Source organism: Bacillus infantis (genome assembly GCF_008180445.1).
Lineage (GTDB): Bacteria > Bacillota > Bacilli > Bacillales > Cytobacillaceae > Bacillus_AB > Bacillus_AB infantis_B.
Genome location: NZ_VTER01000010.1, coordinates 1 through 23,713 on the forward strand (window position 1 = coordinate 1; position 23,713 = coordinate 23,713).

Annotated in this window: 20 protein-coding genes and 1 rRNA gene; 12 read left to right on the plus strand and 9 right to left on the minus strand. The window is 48.4% G+C overall.

Annotated features, from left to right (window positions below; genetic code table 11):
• The 9 genes from FZD51_RS18505 to dnaA form a co-directional block, all read right to left on the minus strand.
• Positions 1–1,018, minus strand: a 16S ribosomal RNA gene (locus tag FZD51_RS18505); the annotation flags it as partial.
• 325 nt (positions 1,019–1,343) lie between these two features.
• Positions 1,344–2,432 (minus strand): HD-GYP domain-containing protein, encoded by a 1,089-nt coding sequence (locus FZD51_RS18510; protein WP_338120395.1) that lies wholly within the window; start codon positions 2,430–2,432, stop codon positions 1,344–1,346.
• Positions 2,433–2,522: 90 nt separating this feature from the next.
• Positions 2,523–5,069, minus strand: coding sequence for a DNA gyrase subunit A (gene gyrA / locus FZD51_RS18515; protein ID WP_148976129.1), 2,547 nt, complete (start codon positions 5,067–5,069; stop codon positions 2,523–2,525).
• A gap of 229 nt (positions 5,070–5,298) precedes the next feature.
• Positions 5,299–7,221, minus strand: a complete 1,923-nt coding sequence (gene gyrB / locus FZD51_RS18520; RefSeq protein ID WP_148976282.1) for a DNA topoisomerase (ATP-hydrolyzing) subunit B — start codon at positions 7,219–7,221, stop codon at positions 5,299–5,301.
• A 118-nt stretch (positions 7,222–7,339) separates the two neighbouring features.
• Positions 7,340–7,585: an extracellular matrix regulator RemB gene (gene remB, locus FZD51_RS18525; protein WP_009791668.1), complete on the minus strand. Its 246-nt coding sequence runs from the start codon at positions 7,583–7,585 to the stop codon at positions 7,340–7,342.
• A gap of 9 nt (positions 7,586–7,594) precedes the next feature.
• The gene (gene recF, locus FZD51_RS18530) at positions 7,595–8,713 is read right to left on the minus strand and encodes a DNA replication/repair protein RecF (RefSeq protein ID WP_148976130.1); all 1,119 of its coding nucleotides are present in this window, start codon (positions 8,711–8,713) and stop codon (positions 7,595–7,597) included.
• A 25-nt stretch (positions 8,714–8,738) separates the two neighbouring features.
• Positions 8,739–8,951: a S4 domain-containing protein YaaA gene (gene yaaA, locus FZD51_RS18535; RefSeq protein ID WP_009791670.1), complete on the minus strand. Its 213-nt coding sequence runs from the start codon at positions 8,949–8,951 to the stop codon at positions 8,739–8,741.
• A gap of 273 nt (positions 8,952–9,224) precedes the next feature.
• Positions 9,225–10,361, minus strand: a complete 1,137-nt coding sequence (gene dnaN, locus FZD51_RS18540; RefSeq protein WP_148976131.1) for a DNA polymerase III subunit beta — start codon at positions 10,359–10,361, stop codon at positions 9,225–9,227.
• 183 nt (positions 10,362–10,544) lie between these two features.
• A complete protein-coding gene (gene dnaA, locus FZD51_RS18545) occupies positions 10,545–11,891 on the minus strand; it encodes a chromosomal replication initiator protein DnaA (protein ID WP_022543190.1) in 1,347 nt (448 codons plus the stop codon).
• A 694-nt stretch (positions 11,892–12,585) separates the two neighbouring features.
• Here dnaA and rpmH point away from each other — a divergent pair.
• From rpmH to FZD51_RS18605, 12 genes are all read left to right on the plus strand, one after another.
• A complete protein-coding gene (rpmH, locus tag FZD51_RS18550) occupies positions 12,586–12,720 on the plus strand; it encodes a 50S ribosomal protein L34 (protein WP_009796313.1) in 135 nt (44 codons plus the stop codon).
• 194 nt (positions 12,721–12,914) lie between these two features.
• A complete protein-coding gene (rnpA, locus tag FZD51_RS18555; RefSeq protein ID WP_148976132.1) occupies positions 12,915–13,289 on the plus strand; it encodes a ribonuclease P protein component in 375 nt (124 codons plus the stop codon).
• 199 nt (positions 13,290–13,488) lie between these two features.
• The gene (spoIIIJ, locus tag FZD51_RS18560) at positions 13,489–14,265 is read left to right on the plus strand and encodes a YidC family membrane integrase SpoIIIJ (protein ID WP_022544633.1); all 777 of its coding nucleotides are present in this window, start codon (positions 13,489–13,491) and stop codon (positions 14,263–14,265) included.
• Positions 14,262–14,882 carry an RNA-binding cell elongation regulator Jag/EloR gene (jag, locus tag FZD51_RS18565; protein ID WP_148976133.1) on the plus strand — a complete coding sequence of 207 codons (621 nt, stop codon included), beginning with the start codon at positions 14,262–14,264 and terminating at the stop codon, positions 14,880–14,882. The genes spoIIIJ and jag overlap by 4 nt, the downstream gene beginning before the upstream one ends.
• 469 nt (positions 14,883–15,351) lie before the next feature.
• Positions 15,352–16,737 carry a tRNA uridine-5-carboxymethylaminomethyl(34) synthesis GTPase MnmE gene (gene mnmE, locus FZD51_RS18570; protein ID WP_148976134.1) on the plus strand — a complete coding sequence of 462 codons (1,386 nt, stop codon included), beginning with the start codon at positions 15,352–15,354 and terminating at the stop codon, positions 16,735–16,737.
• Between the two features lie 47 nt (positions 16,738–16,784).
• On the plus strand, positions 16,785–18,674 hold the full coding sequence (gene mnmG, locus FZD51_RS18575; RefSeq protein WP_148976135.1) for a tRNA uridine-5-carboxymethylaminomethyl(34) synthesis enzyme MnmG: 1,890 nt from the start codon (positions 16,785–16,787) through the stop codon (positions 18,672–18,674).
• Positions 18,675–18,700: 26 nt separating this feature from the next.
• Positions 18,701–19,417 (plus strand): 16S rRNA (guanine(527)-N(7))-methyltransferase RsmG, encoded by a 717-nt coding sequence (rsmG, locus tag FZD51_RS18580; RefSeq protein ID WP_148976136.1) that lies wholly within the window; start codon positions 18,701–18,703, stop codon positions 19,415–19,417.
• 177 nt (positions 19,418–19,594) lie between these two features.
• Positions 19,595–20,476 carry a nucleoid occlusion protein gene (noc, locus tag FZD51_RS18585; RefSeq protein ID WP_148976137.1) on the plus strand — a complete coding sequence of 294 codons (882 nt, stop codon included), beginning with the start codon at positions 19,595–19,597 and terminating at the stop codon, positions 20,474–20,476.
• A gap of 110 nt (positions 20,477–20,586) precedes the next feature.
• Positions 20,587–21,144, plus strand: coding sequence for a DUF4256 domain-containing protein (locus FZD51_RS18590; protein ID WP_148976138.1), 558 nt, complete (start codon positions 20,587–20,589; stop codon positions 21,142–21,144).
• A gap of 178 nt (positions 21,145–21,322) precedes the next feature.
• Positions 21,323–22,084, plus strand: coding sequence for a ParA family protein (locus FZD51_RS18595; protein WP_009796303.1), 762 nt, complete (start codon positions 21,323–21,325; stop codon positions 22,082–22,084).
• Positions 22,077–22,934 (plus strand): ParB/RepB/Spo0J family partition protein, encoded by an 858-nt coding sequence (locus FZD51_RS18600; protein ID WP_148976139.1) that lies wholly within the window; start codon positions 22,077–22,079, stop codon positions 22,932–22,934. Before FZD51_RS18595 ends, FZD51_RS18600 begins: the two co-directional genes overlap by 8 nt.
• 63 nt (positions 22,935–22,997) lie before the next feature.
• Positions 22,998–23,711 carry a DUF554 domain-containing protein gene (locus FZD51_RS18605; RefSeq protein WP_009796301.1) on the plus strand — a complete coding sequence of 238 codons (714 nt, stop codon included), beginning with the start codon at positions 22,998–23,000 and terminating at the stop codon, positions 23,709–23,711.
• Positions 23,712–23,713: the final 2 nt, after the last annotated feature.

Genomic DNA, 23,713 nt, shown 5'->3' on the forward strand with positions numbered 1-23,713 from the left:
TAGGGTTGTCAGGAGATGTCAAGACCTGGTAAGGTTCTTCGCGTTGCTTCGAATTAAACCACATGCTCCACCGCTTGTGCGGGCCCCGTCAATTCCTTTGAGTTTCAGCCTTGCGGCCGTACTCCCCAGGCGGAGTGCTTAATGCGTTTGCTGCAGCACTAAAGGGCGGAAACCCTCTAACACTTAGCACTCATCGTTTACGGCGTGGACTACCAGGGTATCTAATCCTGTTTGCTCCCCACGCTTTCGCGCCTCAGCGTCAGTTACAGACCAGAAAGTCGCCTTCGCCACTGGTGTTCCTCCACATCTCTACGCATTTCACCGCTACACGTGGAATTCCACTTTCCTCTTCTGCACTCAAGTCCCCCAGTTTCCAATGACCCTCCACGGTTGAGCCGTGGGCTTTCACATCAGACTTAAGAGACCGCCTGCGCGCGCTTTACGCCCAATAATTCCGGACAACGCTTGCCACCTACGTATTACCGCGGCTGCTGGCACGTAGTTAGCCGTGGCTTTCTGGTCAGGTACCGTCAAGGTGCCGGCAGTTACTCCGGCACTTGTTCTTCCCTGACAACAGAGTTTTACGATCCGAAAACCTTCATCACTCACGCGGCGTTGCTCCGTCAGACTTTCGTCCATTGCGGAAGATTCCCTACTGCTGCCTCCCGTAGGAGTCTGGGCCGTGTCTCAGTCCCAGTGTGGCCGATCACCCTCTCAGGTCGGCTACGCATCGTTGCCTTGGTGAGCCGTTACCTCACCAACTAGCTAATGCGCCGCGGGCCCATCTGTAAGTGATAGCCGAAACCATCTTTCAGCATATCCCCATGAGGGGATATGCATTATCCGGTATTAGCTCCGGTTTCCCGAAGTTATCCCAGTCTTACAGGCAGGTTGCCCACGTGTTACTCACCCGTCCGCCGCTGACTTCAGGGAGCAAGCTCCCATCCGTCCGCTCGACTTGCATGTATTAGGCACGCCGCCAGCGTTCGTCCTGAGCCAGGATCAAACTCTCCATATAAGAGTAAGATTTAGCTCTGATAAAAAATTAAGATTAACGTTGACGTTTTTGTTCGTTCAGTTTTCAAAGAACAATCTCTGCCGCCCTGAAGCGACTTAACTATAATAACATTTTATTCGATCACCGTCAACACTTTTTTTGAAGTGTATTTTCAGGCTGTCATCAAATGTGATTTGCTGACTTGATTGATTATAGCAGGATATCAGGTGCTTTACAAGGACTTTTTTATATTCCTATCAATCTTTATTTTTCTCAGTTCCATTCATTCAATCCCCAGGTCAGTCATCCATCTTCACCTAAAAACAAAGCCGGCATCTGCCGGCTGCTATAAAACTTCCTCGATATATAGATGTCTGCTGCTTTCCAGGCGGAGGATTTCATCTGTTGCGATGATTTTAATCATCGGCCGCGTCGGATGCTGTTCTTCAATAAAGAGTATTTCAGCTCTTCTTCCGTCTGATAGAATGACCCTGCTTCCGATAGAGAAGGTGATGAGTCCTGACCCCAGTGCCTGGATGGCCTGGAGATCATATTTCCCGAAATCATCCTGCATCATCATCTCAAGCACTTTAAATGGGGAACGCTTGAGGCGGTACTGCCTTTCTGAGGTCATGGCATGGAAGGTGTCTGCAACTGCTATAATTTTGGCGATATGATGGATCTTATCTGATTCCCCGAATGGATATCCGCTGCCATCCAGCCTTTCATGATGCTGGAACACGGCAACCTTGGTGCTTTCCCTTAAGAGCGGCAGGTTTTGGATCATTTTATAGCTGTAGGCGCAGTGGTTTTTGATTTCATTGAATTCACTTTGGGTCAATGAAGTCTTTTTATTGATGATAGCTGGGCTTATTTTTGCCATCCCGCAGTCAGCAAGACAGCCGGCCAATGCAATCTGGACAATGTCCCCCTTGCTGTAGTTGAGTTTTTTCCCGATAAAGGCACTCAAAAGCCCTACTGCAATCGGATGCTGATAAAGGTAGTCGGCTTTTGTGGAAAAGTGATAGAGCGAAAACAGTTCTGCCGGATTGGCTTCCGTAGCTTCGATCAGCGGAATCAGGATGCTTCTGATTTTCGAGATATCTATCTGCATGCCTGACTGCCAGGCAGTGAATTCCTTCTTAAAGCCCTGAACAGACCTCAGGAACAAGTCAGCACCCTTGAGGGAGGTATTCACCTGGCTGGATGGGCTGCTGTCCTTTTCTTCATCTGCCCCCATTCCATACGGATAAAACGGCATGCCATCAGAGAGAGTCTTCTCCACTGCGGCATCATCGATGAAGAATGCCTTCATCACTTCAAGCAATTCTGCTGTCAGGACTGTTTTCTTTTTGATGATTGGACGGTTTGTCAGGCTGAAGATATCTTCAGCCAGTATGCATCCTTCTTGCAGGTCATTTAGATTTACACGCACAAGCTGCACCCCAATTAAGTCTTTTTTACTATTTTACTTTATTTTGCCAAAAAAGAGGAACACAAAATTTGTGTTCCCCTCAATTCTTGCTTATTCAGTTTCATCTTCGGATGGAGCCTCTGCAGTTTCTTCTGCAGTTTCTTCAGGAGTTTCAGCGTCCATAATTTCTTCTTCTTCAGCCAGGGCCTCTTCAAGCTTTTCTTCTTCTTTTTCGACCTTGGCTACGGTTGCGACATATTCACCTTCACTGTCGTTTATGCGGATCAGCCTGACACCTTGTGTGTTCCGGCCCATCGTAGATATATCTCCGACTGCCATGCGGATAAGCACTCCGCCTGTTGTGATCAGCATGATGTCTTCTTCTCCTGTGACCACTTTGACAGCCACAATTGTTCCGTTCTTATCCGTGATATTGCCTGTCTTGATTCCTTTTCCGCCTCTGCCCTGGACGCGGTATTCCATCTCAGGGGTCCTTTTTCCATAGCCTTTCTTTGTGACCATGAGGATCTCTGAGTTTTCCTCGAGCACTTCCATTCCGACCACTTCGTCATCGCTGTCCAGGGTGATCCCTTTGACGCCGGTGGCTGTACGGCCCATGGATCTGACATCTGTTTCAGGGAAACGGATCAGCTGCCCGTTTTTCGTGCCGATGATGATTTCCTTGCTGCCGTCTGTGAGACGGACGGAAATCAGTTCATCGCCTTCGCGCAGGTTCAATGCGATCAGGCCGTTGTTGCGGATATTTCCGAATGAAGTAAGCGGGGAACGCTTTGAGATCCCTTCTTTCGTTGTGAAGAACAGGAACCATTCGTCCACAAACTCTTCGACCGGAATGACGGCATTTACCCACTCATCTTTATTGATGCCAAGCAGGTTGATGATCGGGATCCCTTTGGCCGTACGGCTGAATTCAGGGATCTCGTATCCTTTGGCACGGTACACCTTCCCTTTGTTCGTGAAGAAAAGGAGGGTATTATGGGTGGATGTTGTGATCAGGTGCTCAACAAAATCGTCCTCATTGGTTCCCATGCCCTGGATTCCGCGGCCTCCGCGCTTCTGGGCCCGGTAGGTCGATACAGGAAGGCGCTTGACATACCCGTTATGCGTGAGTGTGATGACGATGTTTTCACGCGGGATCAGGTCTTCATCCTCTATCTGTTCAATGCCGCCTGATACGATTTCGGTGCGGCGCTCATCATTGAAGCGCTCTTTGATTTCTGTAAGCTCTTCTCGGATGATTTCAAGCACCTTTTCCTCGTCTGCAAGGATCGCCTCCAGCTCGGCAATCAATTTCATAAGGCTTTGATACTCATCTTCGATCTTCTCGCGTTCCAGGCCTGTCAGGCGCTGCAGCCGCATATCGAGGATGGCCTGTGCCTGCTTATCGGATAATTCAAATTGAGTCATGAGCCCTTCTCTGGCAATCTCAGTTGTCTGAGAGCTGCGGATCAGGCTGATGACTTCATCCAGATGGTCAAGCGCGATGCGAAGGCCTTCAAGGATATGAGCCCTTGCCTGGGCTTTCCTCAGCTCGAATTCCGTCCTGCGGCGGATGACTACCTGCTGATGGTCCAGATAATATTTCAGGCATTGCTTCAGGTTCAGAACCTTCGGCTGGCCGTCGACAAGTGCGAGCATATTGATGCCGAAGCTTGTCTGGAGGGCCGTCTGCTTATATAAATTGTTAAGGATGACACTTGCGTTGGCATCCTTCCGGACCTCGATGACAATCCTCATCCCGTTCCGGTCGGACTCATCCCTTAAGTCAGTGATGCCGTCGACCTTTTTGTCGCGGACAAGCTCGGCGATTTTTTCGATGAGCCTTGCTTTATTGACCTGGTAAGGGAGTTCATGGACGATGATCGTCTCTTTGCCGTTTGATTTTGTCTCGATATCCACCCTTGCCCGAAGCGTGATGGAGCCGCGCCCTGTTTCGTAAGCCTTGCGGATTCCGCTGCGGCCAAGGATCATGCCGGCTGTCGGGAAGTCGGGGCCAGGGATGATTTCCATCAGCTCCTGGATGGTGATATCAGGCTCCTGGCTTATTGCAAGTACGCCGTCAATGATTTCCCCAAGCTGGTGCGGAGGGATATTGGTTGCCATCCCTACGGCAATCCCGGTGGTTCCGTTCACAAGCAGGTTAGGAAACCTGGCAGGCAGGACAACCGGCTCTCTTTCTTCGCCGTCATAGTTATCCTGATAATCTATCGTATCTTTATTAATGTCACGGAGAAGCTCCATGGATATTTTGGACATACGGGATTCTGTATAACGCATGGCTGCTGCAGCGTCGCCATCGACAGAACCGAAGTTGCCGTGTCCATCGACGAGCATATAGCGGTAGTTAAAATCCTGCGCCATCCGGACCATTGTTTCATAAACGGCAGAGTCGCCATGCGGATGGTATTTACCTATAACATCGCCGACAATCCTGGCAGATTTTTTATAAGGCTTGTCTGAGTGCATGCCAAGGTCATGCATCGCGTATAAAATACGGCGGTGCACCGGCTTTAATCCATCACGGACATCCGGCAGCGCCCTTGAGACGATTACACTCATGGCATAGTCAAGAAACGAAGACCTCATTTCCTGGCTTATATTTATTTCTGTTACACGGGAACTAGGCGTTTCAGCCATAGAAGGTACCTCCTTATAGGAACATCGCAGGGGCGTTTCAGCTCGATAGAGCCGCTGGCGCCTGGTGCCATAACATTTATCGAAGTTCATATGCCGCCGCAGATCCCTAAGGAGGACTGGGCTGCATTTTTGGAAAAAGGGACTCCCCGGCAGATATCATAATCTGCAGGAAAAAGAGCCATGATATAAAAAGCAGGATAGAGGGCGTCATTCTATCCTGTCCTGAAAATTAGATGTCGAGGTTTTTAACGTATACCGCGTTATCCTCGATGAACTGCCTGCGCGGCTCAACTTTGTCGCCCATAAGGATTTCGAATGTTTCATCGGCTTCGATCGCATCTTCAAGGCTGACCTGAAGGAGCGTCCTGGTGGCTGGGTCCATCGTTGTTTCCCACAGCTGCTCAGGATTCATTTCCCCAAGACCTTTGTATCGCTGGATATTCGGTTTCGGAGCCTTCGGAAGCTCTTCGAAGATCTTATCAAGCTGCTTGTCATTATAGGCATATTCCACACGCTTGCCCTGCTGGACCTTATAGAGCGGCGGCTGAGCGATATAAATATAGCCAGCTTCGATGATCTGCCTCATATAGCGGTAGAAGAACGTCAAGAGCAGTGTTCGGATATGGGCACCATCGACGTCTGCATCGGTCATGATGACAATTTTATGATAGCGTGCCTTGGAAATTTCGAAGTCATCGCCAATACCTGTACCGGCAGCCGTTATGATGGCCCGGACCTCGTTATTGGAGAGGATCTTATCCAGGCGGGCTTTTTCAACATTGAGGATTTTACCCCTTAAAGGAAGGATCGCCTGGAAATGGCGGTCACGGCCCTGCTTGGCGGATCCGCCGGCAGAGTCACCCTCAACGATATACAGTTCGCTGATGGAAGGATCTTTGGAAGAGCAGTCTGCCAATTTACCCGGCAGGCTCGATACCTCAAGGGCACTCTTTCTCCTTGTCAGCTCGCGGGCTTTTTTCGCAGCAAGCCTCGCCCTTGCAGCCATCAGTCCCTTTTCTACAACCTTCCGGGCAACCTGGGGGTTTTCCATCAGGAATTTTTCGAAATGGTCTGAGAAGAACGTGTCAGTGACTGTCCTTACTTCAGAGTTGCCAAGCTTCGTTTTTGTCTGCCCCTCGAACTGGGGGTCCGGATGCTTGATCGAGACAATAGCGGTAAGTCCTTCGCGGACATCCTCGCCTGACAGATTAGCATCGCTGTCTTTGAAAACGCCATTTTTTCTGGCATAGTCATTGATCACCCTGGTCAGGGCTGTTTTGAAGCCGGACTCGTGGGTACCGCCTTCGTATGTGTGGATGTTGTTGGCGTAAGAATAGATATTGCCGGTAAAGCCGTCATTATACTGGATGGCAACCTCGACGGTGATGCCTTCCTTTTCACCTTCGATATAGATCGGCTCTTCATGGAGGACTTCCTTTGTCCTGTTGAGATGCTCAACATAGGACTTGATGCCGCCCTCATAGAAATACTCGCCCTTTTTATTCTCAACGCGCTTGTCTTCAATTGTGATCTTCAGGCCGCGGTTCAGGAAAGCAAGCTCCCGGATCCGGTTTGCCAGTATCTCATATTCATATTCAAGCGTTTCGGTGAAGATTTCAGGATCCGGCTTGAAGTGGATGGTCGTACCCGTTTCCTCCGCTTCTCCGATTACCTTCAGATCCGCGGCGGGAACGCCCCGTTCAAACTTCTGGTAATGGAGTTTCCCGTCACGGCGGACAAATACTTCAAGCTCTGTCGACAGGGCATTCACGACAGAGGCGCCAACGCCGTGCAGACCGCCGGAAACTTTGTATCCGCCGCCGCCGAATTTCCCGCCGGCGTGAAGGACGGTCATGATGACCTCGACTGCCGGACGGCCCATCTTCTCATGGATGCCGACCGGGATTCCGCGTCCGTCATCCACTACCGTGATGCTGTTATCTTTTTCAATGATGACATTGATTTCTGAACAATATCCGGCCAGGGCTTCATCTATACTGTTATCAACGATTTCCCAGACTAGATGGTGCAACCCTTTGCCGCTTGTTGAACCGATATACATCCCCGGACGCTTCCGGACTGCTTCGAGCCCTTCCAGAACCTGTATCTGATTCTCATCATACGATTGCTCCTGAATAGCCTTTTCATCCATTGACACATCGATCACCTACACTTTCCATTTGCATTACTCGCTTTATTGCACAGTGAAAATCTATAAGAAAACCTGAAATAGCTGCCAGGCACAGTGCCCCGCTTCCAAGTTGATATTTTTAAAATTCCTGAACAGTCAATTTATAAGAGCGTTTCTTCAATGTTCCGGAGGCTAGGGGGGAATAATAGACTTTATCGCCAGTGACTACGATAGACTTGAAGGATCCTTTGGAGAGGTTGACGACCTGGTCGTGCTGCTGAAGGAACTCTTCAATGTATTTGGATGAGCTGACGCTTTGTTTGTCAATGATGGCGATAATATCCCTTGTTCTGACAAGAATGTCTTCTCCTATGTGGACGTACACACGATCACCTCACTGGATTTTTTTCAGCGTACCTGCCTCCACCTCGAATGCTGCTGCCTCTTTCAGGGTCTGATGGTCGATCCCATCGACGCTTGTTGTCGTCACAAAGGTCTGCACCTTGCCCTGGATCGTGTTCAGCAGATGGGACTGCCTGTAATCATCCAGCTCTGACAGTACATCATCAAGCAGAAGAATAGGGTATTCGCCGATTTCAGAGTGGATCAGCTCGATTTCCGCCAATTTCAGAGAAAGGGCGGTTGTCCGCTGCTGGCCCTGGGAGCCGAATGTCTGAACATCCCTGCCATTTACATAAAAAGCTAGATCATCCCGGTGGGGGCCAAACATGGTGACTCCCCGATCGATTTCCCGGCCTCTGACTTTTTCAAATTTTTCCTGGTATACCTCTATCATTTTCGACAATTCCTGGCCATCTGATACATCGGCAGACGGCTTATACTCAATCTTCAGGGTCTCAAGGCCCCTGGAGATGCCTTCATGGATCGGCGTTGCCCATTTTTGGAGGAGCTTAAGGAAATCGAAGCGCTTGGCCACAATCCTTGCCGCCATCTCAATGAACTGCTCCGTCAGGATTTCCAGCATCGCCTGATCAGTCTGCTTCCTTGTCTGCAGAAGCTTCAGATAGTGGTTCCGCTGCTGGAGGATTTTATTGTATTGGCCGACATCGTGCAAATAAACCGGCGATACCTGGCCGATTTCCATATCAATAAAGCGGCGTCTGACCTGGGGGCTCCCTTTGACAAGGTGGAGATCCTCAGGGGCAAACATCACTACATTCATATTCCCGACATATTGGCTCAATCTCTGCTGCTCAATATGGTTGCACTTCGCCTTTTTTCCCTTTTTGGAAATGACGAGCTGCATCGGCAAAGGCCCATGATTTTTGCGGACCCTTCCTTCTATTTTAGCATAATCCTCATCCCACCGTATAAGTTCTTTATCATTTGACGTCCGGTGGGACTTCGCCATTGCCAGCACATAGATGGATTCCATGACATTCGTCTTGCCCTGGGCATTCTGGCCGATTATGACATTCACTTTATCTTCAAACTGAACCTCAAGCGATTCATAGTTCCGGTAATTCCTTAAGAGCAACTGCTCAATAAACATAGGCCATACATCCTTTTAGCATCTGCTACTCTGTCACCCGGAAGGCGCCGATGCCCGGTATTTCCACCTTGTCGCCGGAACGGAGCTTCCTTCCCCGCCTTTGATCCTGTTCATCATTAACAAACACTTCGTATTCACCCAGGAACCATTTCGCCATTCCGCCGGTCTGGATAAGATCGGCCACCTGGAGGAACTGGCCCAGTGTGATATATTCCGTTGAGATTTGGATATCCGTCATTTGATCCACTCTTTCATTTTCCAGCCATGCTCTGATTGAGGGCCGGAAATTATTTTAAAGCGTGATCCCGGACATATAGTTCCGGAGAATTCTGAAGGGAAGAATTCCAGTCTGTCCGATTCTTTCCCAATACTTTATTTTACTAAAAAATCGCACCATTTACAAAGAAAAGAGGAAATTTTTATGTGCCAGTTACTGGTGCCCGATTCTCCGTTAAAGCAAAAAAACCGCCGTCAGGCAGTTTTTTCGCAATAGTATGCAGGAAGCGACGGATTAATAGGTCCTTACCGGCAGAATCAGCTGGAGGATTGATTCATCATTCATCGGGCGGATGACGAACGGTCTCATCGCTCCTGTGAAGCTGACTTTGATTTCAGTTCCTTCGAGGGCCTTCAAGGCATCCATCATATATTTTGCACTGAAGGAAATTTTCAAGTCTTCTCCCTCTATGAACTGGCTTTGCACTTCCTCCACTACTTTTCCGATTTCCGGTGTATTGGAGGAGATTTCAACCACACCATCCTCGATGGTAGAGAATTTCACGACATTGTTTCTCCCTTCCCTTGCCAGCAGGGAAGCACGGTCGATCGCCTGCAGGAATTCCTTCGTCTGCACGCCAATCTCCGTTTTGCTTTCACTCGGGATCAGTCTTGTGGTATCAGGATAGTTCCCTTCCAGCAGCCTTGAGAAGAATAAAAGATTTTCAGCTTTGAAAAGCACCTGATTTTCTGTAATGACGATATCGATCAGGTCATTATTGTCATCGAGGATTTTGCTCAGTTCGCTCAGGCTTTTTCCTGGGATGACTACATTATAGGATTCGTTTGCTTCTGTTTCGACCTTTGCTTTCCTTAGCGCAAGCCTGTGGCTGTCTGTTGCAATACAGGTCAGCTCGGCATCTTCCACCTTCCAGTTTACACCTGTCAAGATAGGGCGTGTTTCTGAGGTGGACACTGCAAAGACTGTCTGGCGGACCATTGCCTTCAAGAGGTCGGTCGGGATGCGGAAGATCTTTTCTTCTGACAGCTGCGGCAGATGCGGATATTCTTCAGCATCCAGGCCGTTCAGGTTAAATTCGGATTTGCCCGAGCGGATTACGGTCTGCAGGTGGTTTTGCACATCGATCTCGACTTTGTCTGTAGGCAGCTTTTTTACGATTTCACTGAAAAACTTTGCCTGCAGTACGATGGAGCCGGTTCTTGAGATTTCAACAATTTCATTGCCATCGGATTCTTTCGGGATGAAAGATTCAATGGAAATATCGGAGTCGCTGCCTGTTAAGGTAACCCCTTCCTCTGATGCGACAATTTTTATTCCTGTTAGGATCGGGATCGTCGTTCTGCTTGTCACGGCTTTCATGACATCCTGGACACTTTGGACTAATGAATCGCGCTGAATTTGAAATTTCATTTTTATCCTCCGGATTGGCATATTTTTTTACTGGCTGAATATATATATATTTTGTTTTAAAAGATAGTAATAGTACTAGTAGGGCCTGTTAGTATGTGGATAACTCCATTTTTGAAAGGAAACACAGCCTATCCACATGTGGACAGACTGTGTGCAAAGTATAAAAAGTTATTCACATTTCTTCTAAACTTTCAACAGCTCATTCAATTCCTTCAGCTGCTTCTGGAGCTGCGGATCTGTCTGGAGCAGCTTTGAAATCTTCTCATGGGCATGAATCACGGTTGTATGGTCGCGCCCGCCGAATTCCTCGCCAATTTTAGGCAGGGAGAAATCAGTCAGTTCTCTGGAGAGATACATCGCAATCTGCCGCGGGAAAGCAACAGACTTTGTCCTCTTCTTTGCCTTGAAATCCTCGAGCTTTACACTGTAATGCTCCCCGACCGTTTTCTGGATCTCATGGATCGTGATGACCTTCGGTTTGGAGCTTGGGATGATGTCCCTTAATGCTTCTGCTGCCAGATCGGCATTAATATCCTTATTGATTAAAGAAGAATAAGCTACTACGCGTATAAGTGCACCTTCGAGTTCCCGGATATTCGAATCGATCTGATTGGCAATATAAAGCATAACTTCGTTCGGGATATCAAGCCCTTCAGCTTTTGCTTTCTTTCGCAGGATGGCAATCCTTGTTTCCAGATCCGGCGGTGTGATATCGGTGATGAGCCCCCACTCAAACCGGGAGCGGAGACGGTCTTCCAGCGTCGGGATCTCTTTTGGAGGCCGGTCGCTGGAAATGACAATCTGCTTGCTTTCTTCATGAAGTGTATTGAATGTATGGAAAAATTCTTCCTGGGTCTGTTCTTTTCCGGCCAGGAACTGAATATCGTCAATTAAGAGAACATCGACATTTCGATATTTATTGCGGAAATCGACAGCTTTATTGTCGCGGATGCTGTTGATGAACTCATTCGTGAATTTCTCGGAAGACAAATAAACCACTTTAGCAGCTGGATTATGATCTTGTACATAATGGCCGATTGCATGCATAAGGTGGGTTTTTCCCAGTCCGACTCCCCCGTAGATGAACAGCGGATTATAAGCTTTGGCGGGCGCTTCTGCTACTGCCAGTGAAGCGGCGTGGGCAAAGCGGTTGCCGGAGCCGATGACAAAGGTATCAAAGGTGTATTTGGGATTGAGCATATTCAAGGGAAGTTCAGGCTGGTCATCATCCTTTTTCCCTTTTTTCGGCGGGACCGGAAGATCAACCTCTTCTTCGCCCTGGTTCTGCGGAATAATGAATTTAACCCCCAGTTCCTCTCCTGTTATATCGTAGAGGATTCCGGAAATCAGCTGCGAATAGCGTTCTTCCAGCCAATCGCGCGCAAACTCATTCGGTGCCGTGATGATGAGCAGGTCTCCCTGGAGAGAATGTGCCTTGGTCGATTTCAGCCATGTGTCAAAGCTTGGCTTGCTGATTTTTTTTTCGATATTGGCCAGAGCATTATTCCAAAGATCCGCAATGTTTTCCAACATGTATCCCTCCTTTTCTGTTAGTTTCGTCCAGCAGAACGATGGGTTATACACGTTGTACAACCCTTATGTGATCTATATACGAAACTGTTTGTGTGGATAAATATATAATAAGGAAACAATTCGGGATTTCGACATTTTCCCCGGTTTGTGGACAAAGTTCATCAAAGCCCCTGAATAACCTGTCCACATGTTATCCACAATCTGTGGATAAGGAAGTTATGCACAATAATTATTAAGTGTGAAAACACAACTATAATATCAAATAATAGTAAGCCATGCAATGGTTTTTAATGCTTTATCCACAAAGCCGGATTCCTGTGCATATTAATTGTCCACAAGCAGTTAGTCTGTTAAAAACTTGTCAGATCCCCTGTGGATAGTGAAAATCTTGTCGAAAATTTATCCACAAAAGCCGTTTGAGCAGGAAGCAGGAAAATTTAACAGCAGCTAATTTAAAAAAGGGTCGTGACATTCAGGCGGAAAAAAGGTAAAATTTCAAAGGTAGCAAAAAGGACGTCCGGATCTTCTGGACGGACAATCAAACAGACGATATGCAGACTTAATGATATAAATGATGCCGGAAGGCTTTTTCGATCATGGAAAACGGAATGAAGAGTTGACAATTATTCGGGTATCTTTGTATAATCAATAAGACTGTCTTTTACTGTTATCCTCAGGGAGGTGTAATATAATGAAAAGAACGTTCCAACCGAACAAAAGAAAAAGAAGCAAAGTTCATGGTTTCCGCTCTCGTATGAGCAGTGCAAACGGACGCAAGGTTTTAGCGCGCCGCCGTCAAAAGGGAAGAAAAGTATTATCTGCTTAGGCCACTGAAACGTCAGTGGTCTTTTTTCCTTTTTGAAAAGATAATAGAGCCGGTTTCTTATAGAAGGGGCCGGTTCTGGTTATAAAGGTAAAGGGATCCTTTTTTGGATTGCGGCAGGCCGCCGGCGGCTGCCTGCCCGCTCCTTTCCCTGAAGGATGAATGACAGAGCTTTCTAAGATTGAGGAGTAAATGGCATGAAAAAAGAGTTCAGAGTCAAAAAGAATAAAGAATTTCAGGAAGCCTTTAAAAAAGGAAAGTCATTTGCTAACCGTCAATTTGTTATATATGCATTGAAGAAAACGGGGCAGGAGCACTTCCGCATCGGCCTTTCCGTCAGCAAAAAGATCGGCAATGCAGTGGTCCGGAACCAAATCAAAAGATATGTCCGCCAGGCATTCCATGAGCTGGATGCTACCATACATAATGAGTATGACTATGTCATCATCGCCAGGAAGCCAGTGGCCGATATGGGATTCCATGAAATCAAGAACAGTCTCACCCACGTCCTGAAAGTCGGCAAGGTCCTTCGGGGGCCAGGGCACCATCGGGACCGGCAAAAGCCTGAATAAAGTTCATGAATTTTAAAGCGCTTGCGCCTGAAAAATGGTAGAATATCACCGTAGCGCCTATATTGTCCTGCAGCCGGGACGGACAGGCCTATGAAAAGAAGCATACAGGCAGCCAGGGTTTGGATCTGCCGACTAAGGCCGGGAGTTGCACCTGGTTTTTCTTATAATAAATATGAAAAGCAGCAAGGGAGGATAAACGTTGAAGAAGCGAATATTTCTTGTATTCGGATTGATTTTCCTAATGGCTCTTTTGACGGGATGTACTGAAGTCAATAAGCCGATTACCTCTGAAAGTGAAGGCTTTTGGAATGAGTATATTGTTTACCCGCTTTCTATGTTCATCGTAAAAGTAGCTGAAACGCTCGGCGGCAGCTATGGGCTTGCCATCATCGTGGTGACCCTGATCATCCGCCTTTTGATTCTGCCTCTGATGATCAAACAGACAAAAAGCTCGAAGGCCATGCAGGCCCTCCAGCCTGAAATGCAGAAGCTGAGAGAGAAATACAGCAGTAAAGACCAGAAGACACAGCAAAAGCTGCAGCAGGAAACCATGGCGCTTTTCCAGCAGCATGGCGTCAATCCGCTGGCAGGCTGTTTCCCGCTCATCGTTCAGATGCCGATCCTGATAGGTTTCTATCATGCCATTTCCCGTACGCGCGAAATTGCGAACCATGACTTCCTTTGGTTTGATCTCGGTTCTCCGGATCCGATTTACCTTCTGCCGCTGATTGCCGGCGCAACGACTTTCATCCAGCAGAAGATCATGATGGCGGGGACTGCCAACCAGAATCCGCAGATGGCCATGATGCTCTGGATCATGCCTGTCATGATCATCGTGTTTGCGATCAATTTCCCTGCAGCCCTGTCATTATACTGGGTTGTCGGTAACATCTTTATGATTGTCCAGACGTATTTCATCAAAGGTCCGGATCTGAAAAAAGCAGCTGCCGGAAATGCGGGAGGAGCAAAGAAGTGAAAGAAGTGACTGCTACAGGACAATCCGTCGAAGCAGCAGTAGAATCCGCTTTAGCTCAATTGCAGACAACAAGAGACCGCACGGAAATCAGTATTCTTGAAGAAGGGAAGAAAGGCTTTTTCGGGATTTTTGGTTCAAAGCCTGCCGTTGTAAAGGCAGTCCTGAAGCCGGATCCGATTGAAGAAGCCGTCCAGTTTCTAAAAGATATCGGAGACAAAATGGAAGCGCCCGTTGAAGTGGAAGTACGCAGGGACGGGAAAGAGATAGAGCTTGTCCTGTCCGGCGAAAAAATTGCCCTTTTCATCGGAAAAAGGGGCCAGACCCTGAATTCGCTCCAGTATTTGACCCAGCTTGTGGTCAATAAGTCTTCAGATTCTTTTCTGAATGTGGTCCTTGATGCTGAGGACTACCGGAAGCGCCGGAATGATACGCTCATCCAGCTTGCCCGGCGGCTTGCCCAAAAGGCAGTCAAAACCGGCAAGGATGTGGCGCTTGAACCGATGCCTTCCTATGAAAGAAAAATCATTCATGCGGCACTGGCCGGTACGCGGAAAGTTAAAACGTACTCAAGCGGAGCTGATCCCAACCGCCATATTGTCATATCACCGGTGAAATAGCCGAAAGAGCCTTATCCGAATGGATAGGGCTCTTTTTTATGGAAATAAACGATGGGCAAAGTAATGTGATCGATGATTCCGGTGGAGAAATCAGCCCTGAATATTTTGTGCGGGCGAGAGGTTCTTTAATAGGAACGGCTTCTTCAGCTTTTCTGTCCAGCGGCCGGAATACCGATTCATAACTCATTCCTGGATGACAGCCAATGATCGGGCAGCCCTCTTCAGCCTTTCATGCTGTGGATAACATATACGGCGATATTTGCGTCTGGTTTTATTGTTATTCACATGTGGATAAGTTAGAATAGAGCATAATAATGTATAGAGAATCGGGGAGCTTGTGGATAAGCGGGACAGGCTTGAGCAAATAATCTTTTTAATCAAAGGCTCTTGTGCTATTCTAGTTATTTGGGGCTTAAAATATACCGTTTAAATTATATAGATAGAAAACAGGAAATGAGGTGGCAGCAGGGTGGAGCTAGATACAATTGCAGCGATATCCACTCCGATGGGGGAAGGCGCAATCGCCATTGTCCGGCTGAGCGGCGATGAGGCATTCTCCATTGCAGACAAGCTATACAGGGGAGTTGGAGGAAAACGCATAAGTGATGCCGCTTCCCATACGATCCATTACGGCCATATCATCGATCCGAAAACCGGCCAGGTGGCAGAGGAAGTGATGGTATCGGTGATGAAGGGGCCAAAAACCTTCACAAAGGAAGATGTGGTAGAGATCAACTGCCATGGCGGGATTGTGTCAGTCAACCGGGTGCTGCAGCTCGTGCTGAATCATGGCGCCCGCCTCGCCGAGCCTGGTGAATTCACAAAGAGGGCGTTCCTGAACGGACGGATCGACCTTTCCCAGGCTGAAGCGGTGATGGATTTGATCCGGGCCAAAACAGACCGGGCGATGAATGTGGCATTGGGCCAGATGGAAGGGCGACTTTCCAAGCTCGTAAAAAGGCTGCGTCAGGAGATCCTCGAAACATTGGCCCATATCGAGGTCAATATCGACTATCCGGAGTATGATGATGTCGAAGAAATGACCCATCAGCTTCTGCTTGAGAAGGCCGGCTTCGTCAAAGGAGAGATTGAGAAGCTCTTGAAGACTTCCGAGCAGGGGAAAATTCTCCGTGAAGGACTGTCGACAGTGATTGTCGGGAGGCCGAATGTCGGGAAATCGTCCCTGCTCAACAGCCTTGTGCATGAAAACAAGGCAATCGTAACGGATATACCAGGTACGACCCGTGATGTAATAGAAGAGTATGTAAACGTCAGGGGAGTTCCTTTGAGGCTCCTTGATACAGCCGGCATCCGGGAGACAGAGGATATTGTCGAGCGGATCGGTGTGGAAAGGTCGCGACAGGTGCTGAAGGAGGCCGATTTGATTCTGCTTGTCGTCAACTATTCAGATGAGCTGACACAGGAAGATGAAAATCTCTTCAAAGTGGTGGAGGACATGGATGTTATCGTCATCGTCAATAAGACCGATCTTCCGCAAAAAATCGATATGGAGCGGGTGAGGGAGCTTTCGGCCGGGCATAGGCTTGTAACGACATCCCTCCTTGAGGATCAGGGTGTCGATGAACTGGAGGAAAGCATTTCTTCGCTGTTCTTCGCCGGAGGCATTGAAGCGGGCGATATGACTTATGTGTCCAACACACGCCATATCGCTTTGCTCAACCAGTCCCTGAACAGCATTGAGGAAGCGCTGAACGGAGTAGATTTTGGAACGCCAATTGATATTATTCAGATAGATTTGACCAGAACTTGGGAGCTTTTGGGCGAGATTATCGGAGAAAGCGTCCATGAAAGCTTGATTGACCAGCTTTTCTCCCAGTTTTGCCTTGGGAAATAATCCGGCAGGCGGGAAAACAGCCTGGAAAGAAGGAGGCAGCAGGAAACATGCAGTATGATGCAGGCAATTATGATGTCATTGTTATCGGGGCAGGACATGCAGGAGTCGAGGCCGGCCTGGCTGCGGGGCGGCTCGGCGCCAAGACACTTATGGTGACCATCAATCTTGATATGGTTGCTTTTATGCCGTGCAACCCTTCAGTCGGAGGTCCGGCAAAAGGGATCGTCGTCAGGGAAATAGATGCCCTCGGCGGTGAAATGGGCAAAAATATCGATAAAACCCATATCCAGATGAGGATGCTGAATACAGGAAAAGGGCCGGCTGTACGTGCGCTCAGGGCGCAGGCCGATAAATTCACCTATCAGCATGAAATGAAGAAAACGATTGAAAACGAACCGAATATCACACTGCTGCAGGGCATGGTTGAAAAACTGATCGTGGAAGACGGCGTCTGCAAGGGTGTCGTAACGATGACCGGCGCGGCATACAGCGCGAAGACGGTCGTCATTACCACCGGGACATTCCTGCGCGGGGAAATCATTCTCGGCGAATTGAAATATTCCAGCGGCCCGAATAATCAGCAGCCTTCCATTAAGCTTTCTGAGCATCTGCAGGAGCTTGGCTTCGATATGGTCCGGTTCAAGACCGGTACGCCTCCGCGCGTGAACAGCCATACGATCGATTACAGCAAGACAGAGATCCAGCCAGGCGATGATGTGCCGCGGGCGTTCTCATATGAAACGACTAAATATATCACAGACCAGCTGCCATGCTGGCTTACCTATACAAATGAAACAACGCATAAGCTGATCGACGATAATCTGCACCGTTCGCCGATGTATTCAGGCATGATAAAAGGGACAGGGCCCCGCTATTGCCCATCCATTGAAGATAAGGTGGTCCGCTTCAATGATAAGCCGCGCCATCAGATCTTCCTTGAGCCTGAAGGCCGGAATACACAGGAAGTGTATGTGCAGGGGCTTTCCACAAGCCTTCCGGAGGATGTGCAGCAGAAGATCCTCCGCACAATCCCAGGCCTTGAAAATGTCCAGATGATGCGTGCCGGCTATGCGATTGAGTATGACAGCATCGTTCCGACCCAGCTATGGCCGACATTGGAAACGAAGAAGGTCAAGAATCTTTATACCGCCGGACAGATTAATGGAACCTCCGGATATGAGGAAGCAGCGGGACAGGGGCTTATGGCAGGAATCAATGCCGGCCTGAACGCGCTTGGCAAGGAAGAGCTTATCCTCAGCCGCTCTGATGCCTATATCGGTGTGCTGATCGATGATCTTGTCACAAAAGGGACGAATGAGCCTTACCGCCTCCTTACTTCCCGTGCGGAATACAGGCTGCTTCTCCGCCATGATAATGCCGATCTGCGCCTGACGGATGTGGGCCATAAGATCGGCCTGATCAGCGGCGAAAGATACGGACGCTTCACAGAGAAAAAACAGGCGATCGAAGCGGAAAAAGAAAGGCTCCGCTCCATCATCATCAAGCCATCTGCCGAAGTGCAGGAAATGATCAAAAACCAGGGCGGAAGCGAGCTGAAGGACGGAATCCGTGCGTCAGACCTGCTCAAGCGCCCGGAAATGTCGTATGAGCATATCAAGCTTGCGGCGCCTGCCGACGCAGATTTGGACTTTGATGTGACAGAACAGGTCGAAATCCAGCTGAAGTATGAAGGTTATATCGAAAAATCCCTGCAGCAGGTCGAGCGCCTGAAGAAGATGGAAAACAAAAAGGTGCCGGAAAATATCGATTATGATGCGATCAATGGACTCGCTTCAGAGGCCCGCCAAAAGCTGAAGGAAGTACGCCCGCTGTCCATTGCACAGGCTTCCCGGATTTCCGGCGTCAATCCTGCCGATATCTCCATCCTGCTTGTATATCTTGAGCAAGGAAGGGTCGCCAGGGTTTCCAACAACTAATTACAGCTGCAGGAAAGGAATGGGCAATGAATACTGAACAATTCATCAAGATGCTGGAGGAGAAAGGGATTTCCCTTTCTCCAAGGCAGATTGATCAATACAATATCTATTATGAAACATTGGTTGAGTGGAATGAAAAAATGAACCTGACAGCCATAACAGACAAGCCGGAAGTCTATCTGAAGCACTTCTATGACTCTGTTTCCGCTGCCTTTTATTTTGATTTCTCCAAGCCCTTACATATTTGCGATGTAGGTGCAGGAGCGGGTTTCCCGAGCCTTCCGATCAAAATTGCATTCCCGGAAATCAGCGTGACGATCGTTGATTCATTGAATAAACGGATCAATTTCCTGGAGCATCTTGCAGGAAAGCTTGGCCTTGAAAACGTCCGTTTCATCCATGACCGGGCGGAAACCTTTGGACAGAACAAGGAATACAGGGAAGCATTTGATGTTGTGACAGCCAGGGCTGTCGCCAGAATGTCGGTGTTGACTGAGTTTTGCCTTCCCCTTGCCAAGGTTGGCGGCCATTTTGTGGCCATGAAAGGGGCCAGCGCCCAGGATGAACTGGCTGCAGGCAAGAAAGCGATTACGATGCTTGGCGGCAAATTGGAGGATTCCTACTCCTTCCTTTTACCGGAAGAAGAAAGCGAACGGAATATCTTTGTGATCCGGAAAGAAAAGCCGGCACCAAAGAAATTTCCAAGAAAACCGGGCACCCCTAATAAGAGCCCAATTGAATAATTAGTTACTTTTGTCCCGGATTTATGGCATAATTTTTAATAGCAGCTGTTGTTATATATCCATATTCTCATGGATGAAAACGCGTCTTCTGTCGGAAGATTGTTTATCTGAGGTGCAGGAGTTCCCGTTTTTCAGGAGAATATGTAATAGGGAGTTTCGTAAAGGTGGTGCAGGGTGATGAAGCATTCTTTCTCACGCTTTTTTGGCCTAGGCGAAAAGGAAGAACAAGAAATCGAAAAAGCTGATGAACAGTTAAATATAGAAGAAGAAGAACCAACCAACAGGGAAGAAGTCAGGAAAATTCCGATCGGACAGATTGTGCCGAACCGTTTTCAGCCGAGAACGGTATTTGATGACGAGAAAATCGAAGAATTGTCCCGTACGATCCATACGCACGGGATCATCCAGCCGATTGTTGTCAGGGAATTCGATGATGGCAAATTCGAGATCATTGCCGGCGAACGCAGATGGCGGGCAATGAATAAACTGGGCTGGGACGAGGTGCCTGCGATTGTCAAGAATCTCAGCGACACTGAGACCGCCTCTGTTGCCCTGATTGAAAATCTCCAGCGCGAGGAGCTTTCGCCGATCGAGGAAGCGGTTGCTTACGGAAAGCTGCTTGAGCTCCATAATCTGACCCAGGAGGCCCTGGCGCAGCGTCTTGGCAAAGGACAGTCCACTGTAGCGAACAAGCTCAGGCTCCTCAAGCTTCCGGAACAGGTCCAGGAAGCATTATTGGGCAAGCAGATCACAGAGCGCCATGCCCGCTCCCTCATTCCGCTGAAGAATCCGGAAAAGCAGGTCAAGCTTCTGGAAGAAATCATTGAGAAAAGCCTCAATGTCAAACAGACGGAAGAACGTGTCGTCAAACTGCTCGAGCAGAGCGAAAACAAGCCTAAGCCGAAACGGAAGGCTTTCAGCAAGGACATGCGGATAGCGGTCAATACCATCCGCCAGTCCCTCAATATGGTTTCAGACAGCGGCATCAATCTTGATTCCGAAGAAGAAGAATTTGAGGAATTCTACCAGTTCACGATCAAGATTCCTAAAAAGAAATGATAGATTGTGAGACACACTAAATATGTAGACAAAACGCACTGTATTTCACACCGGAATCCGCAGTGCGTTTTTCATTATTATCACAACACTATGTTGAGGAGGAAAAAAGCATGAACAAGGACCTGTCTTCAGAAAAAAGGGAAGAACTGCTGGGCACATTGAAGGATCGTTTTGAGAAAAATATGGAGCGCCATCATAATCTTGATTGGACTCAAGTGGAGGCAAAACTGGCTGATCATACTGATAAGCTCTGGGCGCTCAATGAAATGGAATTGACCGGCGGGGAGCCGGATGTTGTTGCTTATGATGAAAAAAATGGTGAATACATATTCTGTGATTGTTCAGCAGAAAGCCCTAAAGGCCGCCGCAGCGTCTGCTACGACCGTGAGGCGCTGGAGTCCAGGAAAAAGCATAAGCCTGAAACCAGTGCAATGGACCTGGCTGCCGATATGGGCATTGAGCTTTTATCAGAAGAGCAGTACCGGGAGCTTCAGAAGCTCGGAAGCTTTGATTTGAAAACATCCTCCTGGGTGCAGACTCCTGCTGAAGTCAGGGAGCTTGGCGGCGCCCTTTTCTGCGACCGGCGATATAACCAGGTATTCGTCTATCATAATGGCGCCGATTCTTACTATGCTGCGAGAGGCTTCCGGGGCAGGCTGAAAGTCTGAGCCTGCAGCAGGCAAAATATTCATTTCTCTTCAATCTGTGGGAATTTTAAGAAAAAACCTAACATCATATTCCATTCATGATAAAATAGAAGTCGTGACTCTAGTAAGTTTTTTTCTGATTGAATAGAAGATGAATAGAATAGATATCATTGTTTAGAGGAATAAGGTAGGTGGCACCGTGGGGAAAATTATTGCGATTGCGAATCAAAAAGGAGGAGTCGGAAAGACGACGACCTCTGTGAATTTGGGAGCCTGCTTGGCATACATAGGCAAGAAAGTGCTGCTGGTCGATATTGATCCGCAGGGCAATGCGACAAGCGGGATCGGTATAGAAAAAGCGGATGTGGATCAGTGCATTTACGATGTTCTCGTCGATGATGTTGAAGCGCTGAAAGTGATCAAGCCGACGGCCGTCGAGAATTTATATGCCATTCCTGCGACCATTCAGCTTGCGGGGGCGGAAATTGAGCTGGTTCCGACTATTTCCCGGGAAGTGAGACTCAAAAGGGCCCTTGAAGAAGTGAAAAAGGACTTCGATTATATCATCATTGACTGCCCTCCTTCCCTCGGCCTTCTGACGATCAATTCCCTGACGGCTTCCGATGCCGTCCTGATACCGGTCCAGTGTGAGTATTATGCACTCGAAGGGCTCAGCCAGCTTTTGAATACGGTCCGCCTTGTCCAGAAGCATCTGAACCATGACCTGAAAATCGAAGGTGTGCTTCTCACGATGCTTGATGCCAGGACCAATCTGGGTATACAGGTGATTGAAGAGGTAAAGAAATACTTCCAGGATAAAGTCTATAAAACGATCATTCCGCGCAATGTCCGTTTAAGTGAAGCACCGAGCCACGGGGAACCGATCATCATCTATGATGCGAAATCCCGGGGAGCTGAAGTGTATCTAGATTTGGCAAAGGAAGTGATTTCGAATGGCTAAAGGTCTGGGAAAAGGGCTGAATGCTTTCTTCTCGAACGCCGAGGCAGATTCTGAAGAAACAATCCAGGAGATCAGGCTCTCGGAAATCCGTCCGAATCCTTATCAGCCCAGAAAAATATTTGACGAAGCAGCAATTGAAGAGCTGAAGCAGTCGATCCGGGAGCATGGCATCCTTCAGCCGGTCATCCTGAGAAAAAGCATCAAAGGCTTTGAAATCGTTGCAGGTGAACGCCGCTGCCGGGCTGCCAGGGAAGCCGGCCTGGAAAAAGTGCCATCGGTCATCAGGGAATTGACCGAAAAGCAGATGATGGAGCTGGCCATACTTGAGAACCTGCAGCGCGAGGACCTCACTCCGATGGAAGAAGCGGCTGCCTATCAGCAGCTGATCGAGAAGCTGAAGATGACACAGGAAGAGCTTGCGAAAAGATTGGGGAAAAGCAGGCCTCATATTGCCAATCATATCAGGCTATTGTCCCTCCCTCCGAAAATCCAGGAGCTGATTTCAAGCGGCAAGATCACGATGGGCCATGGCCGTGCACTTCTGGGCCTCAGACAGAAGGAAAAAGTTCAGGCAACAGCTGACCGCGCGATAAAGGAAGGGCTCAATGTCCGCCAGCTTGAACAGCTGATCCATCACCTGAATGAGCTTGTTCCACGTGAAACAAAAAAAGTGAAGCAGCCGAAGGATATCTTCATTAAAGCTCAGGAAACATCATTGCGGGAGCGGTTCGGAACCCCGGTCAGCATCAAGCAGAATAAGAACCAGAACAAAGGCAAAATTGAGATCGAATTTTTTTCAAAAGATGATTTGGACCGGATTTTACAAATATTGGACCAGGAACGTTCGTAAGCCATCATGGATGGCTTTTTCTTCTTTTTTCATAAACTACTATACAGATAAAGGTGAAATGCAATGTTTTTATTAGGCACTTTAGTGAATGGGCTGCTGATTGTCATCGGCACGCTTCTCGGCAAGCTGCTCCACCGCATCCCGGAAAGCATGAAAGGCACTGTCATGTATGCGATTGGGCTGGCAGTCATCGTCCTTGGACTGCAGATGGGCTTCAAAAGTGAAAATTTCCTGATTGTCATCCTGAGTCTTGTGCTTGGGGCTGTGCTCGGCGAGTGGCTTGGGCTTGAGGATAAACTCAATGCAGTCGGCAATTGGCTGGAGAGAAAGATTGGGTCAAATGGACAGGGCAGCATTTCGCAGGGCTTTGTGACAGCAACCCTCATTTTTGTGATCGGAGCGATGGCCATCATCGGGGCATTGGACAGCGGCATCCGCGGCGACCATGATGTTCTGTATACCAAATCGATCATCGACGGCTTTACGGCGCTGATTTTGACCACTACCCTTGGGATCGGCGTCATCTTTTCAGCTATCCCAGTCGTCCTTTATGAAGGGCTGATTGCCCTCTTTGCGACCCAGATCGACCGGTTTGTCCCTCAGGCACTGATGGACCAGTTCATTCTTGAAATGACAGCGGCAGGCGGGGTGATGATCTTTGCAATCGGGCTTAACCTGACAGGGTTGACGAAGATCAGGGTGGCCAATCTCCTGCCCGGCATCCTTGTGACGGCCGTTATCGTCACATCGATCTATTTTTACCAGCAGCTTGTTTGACA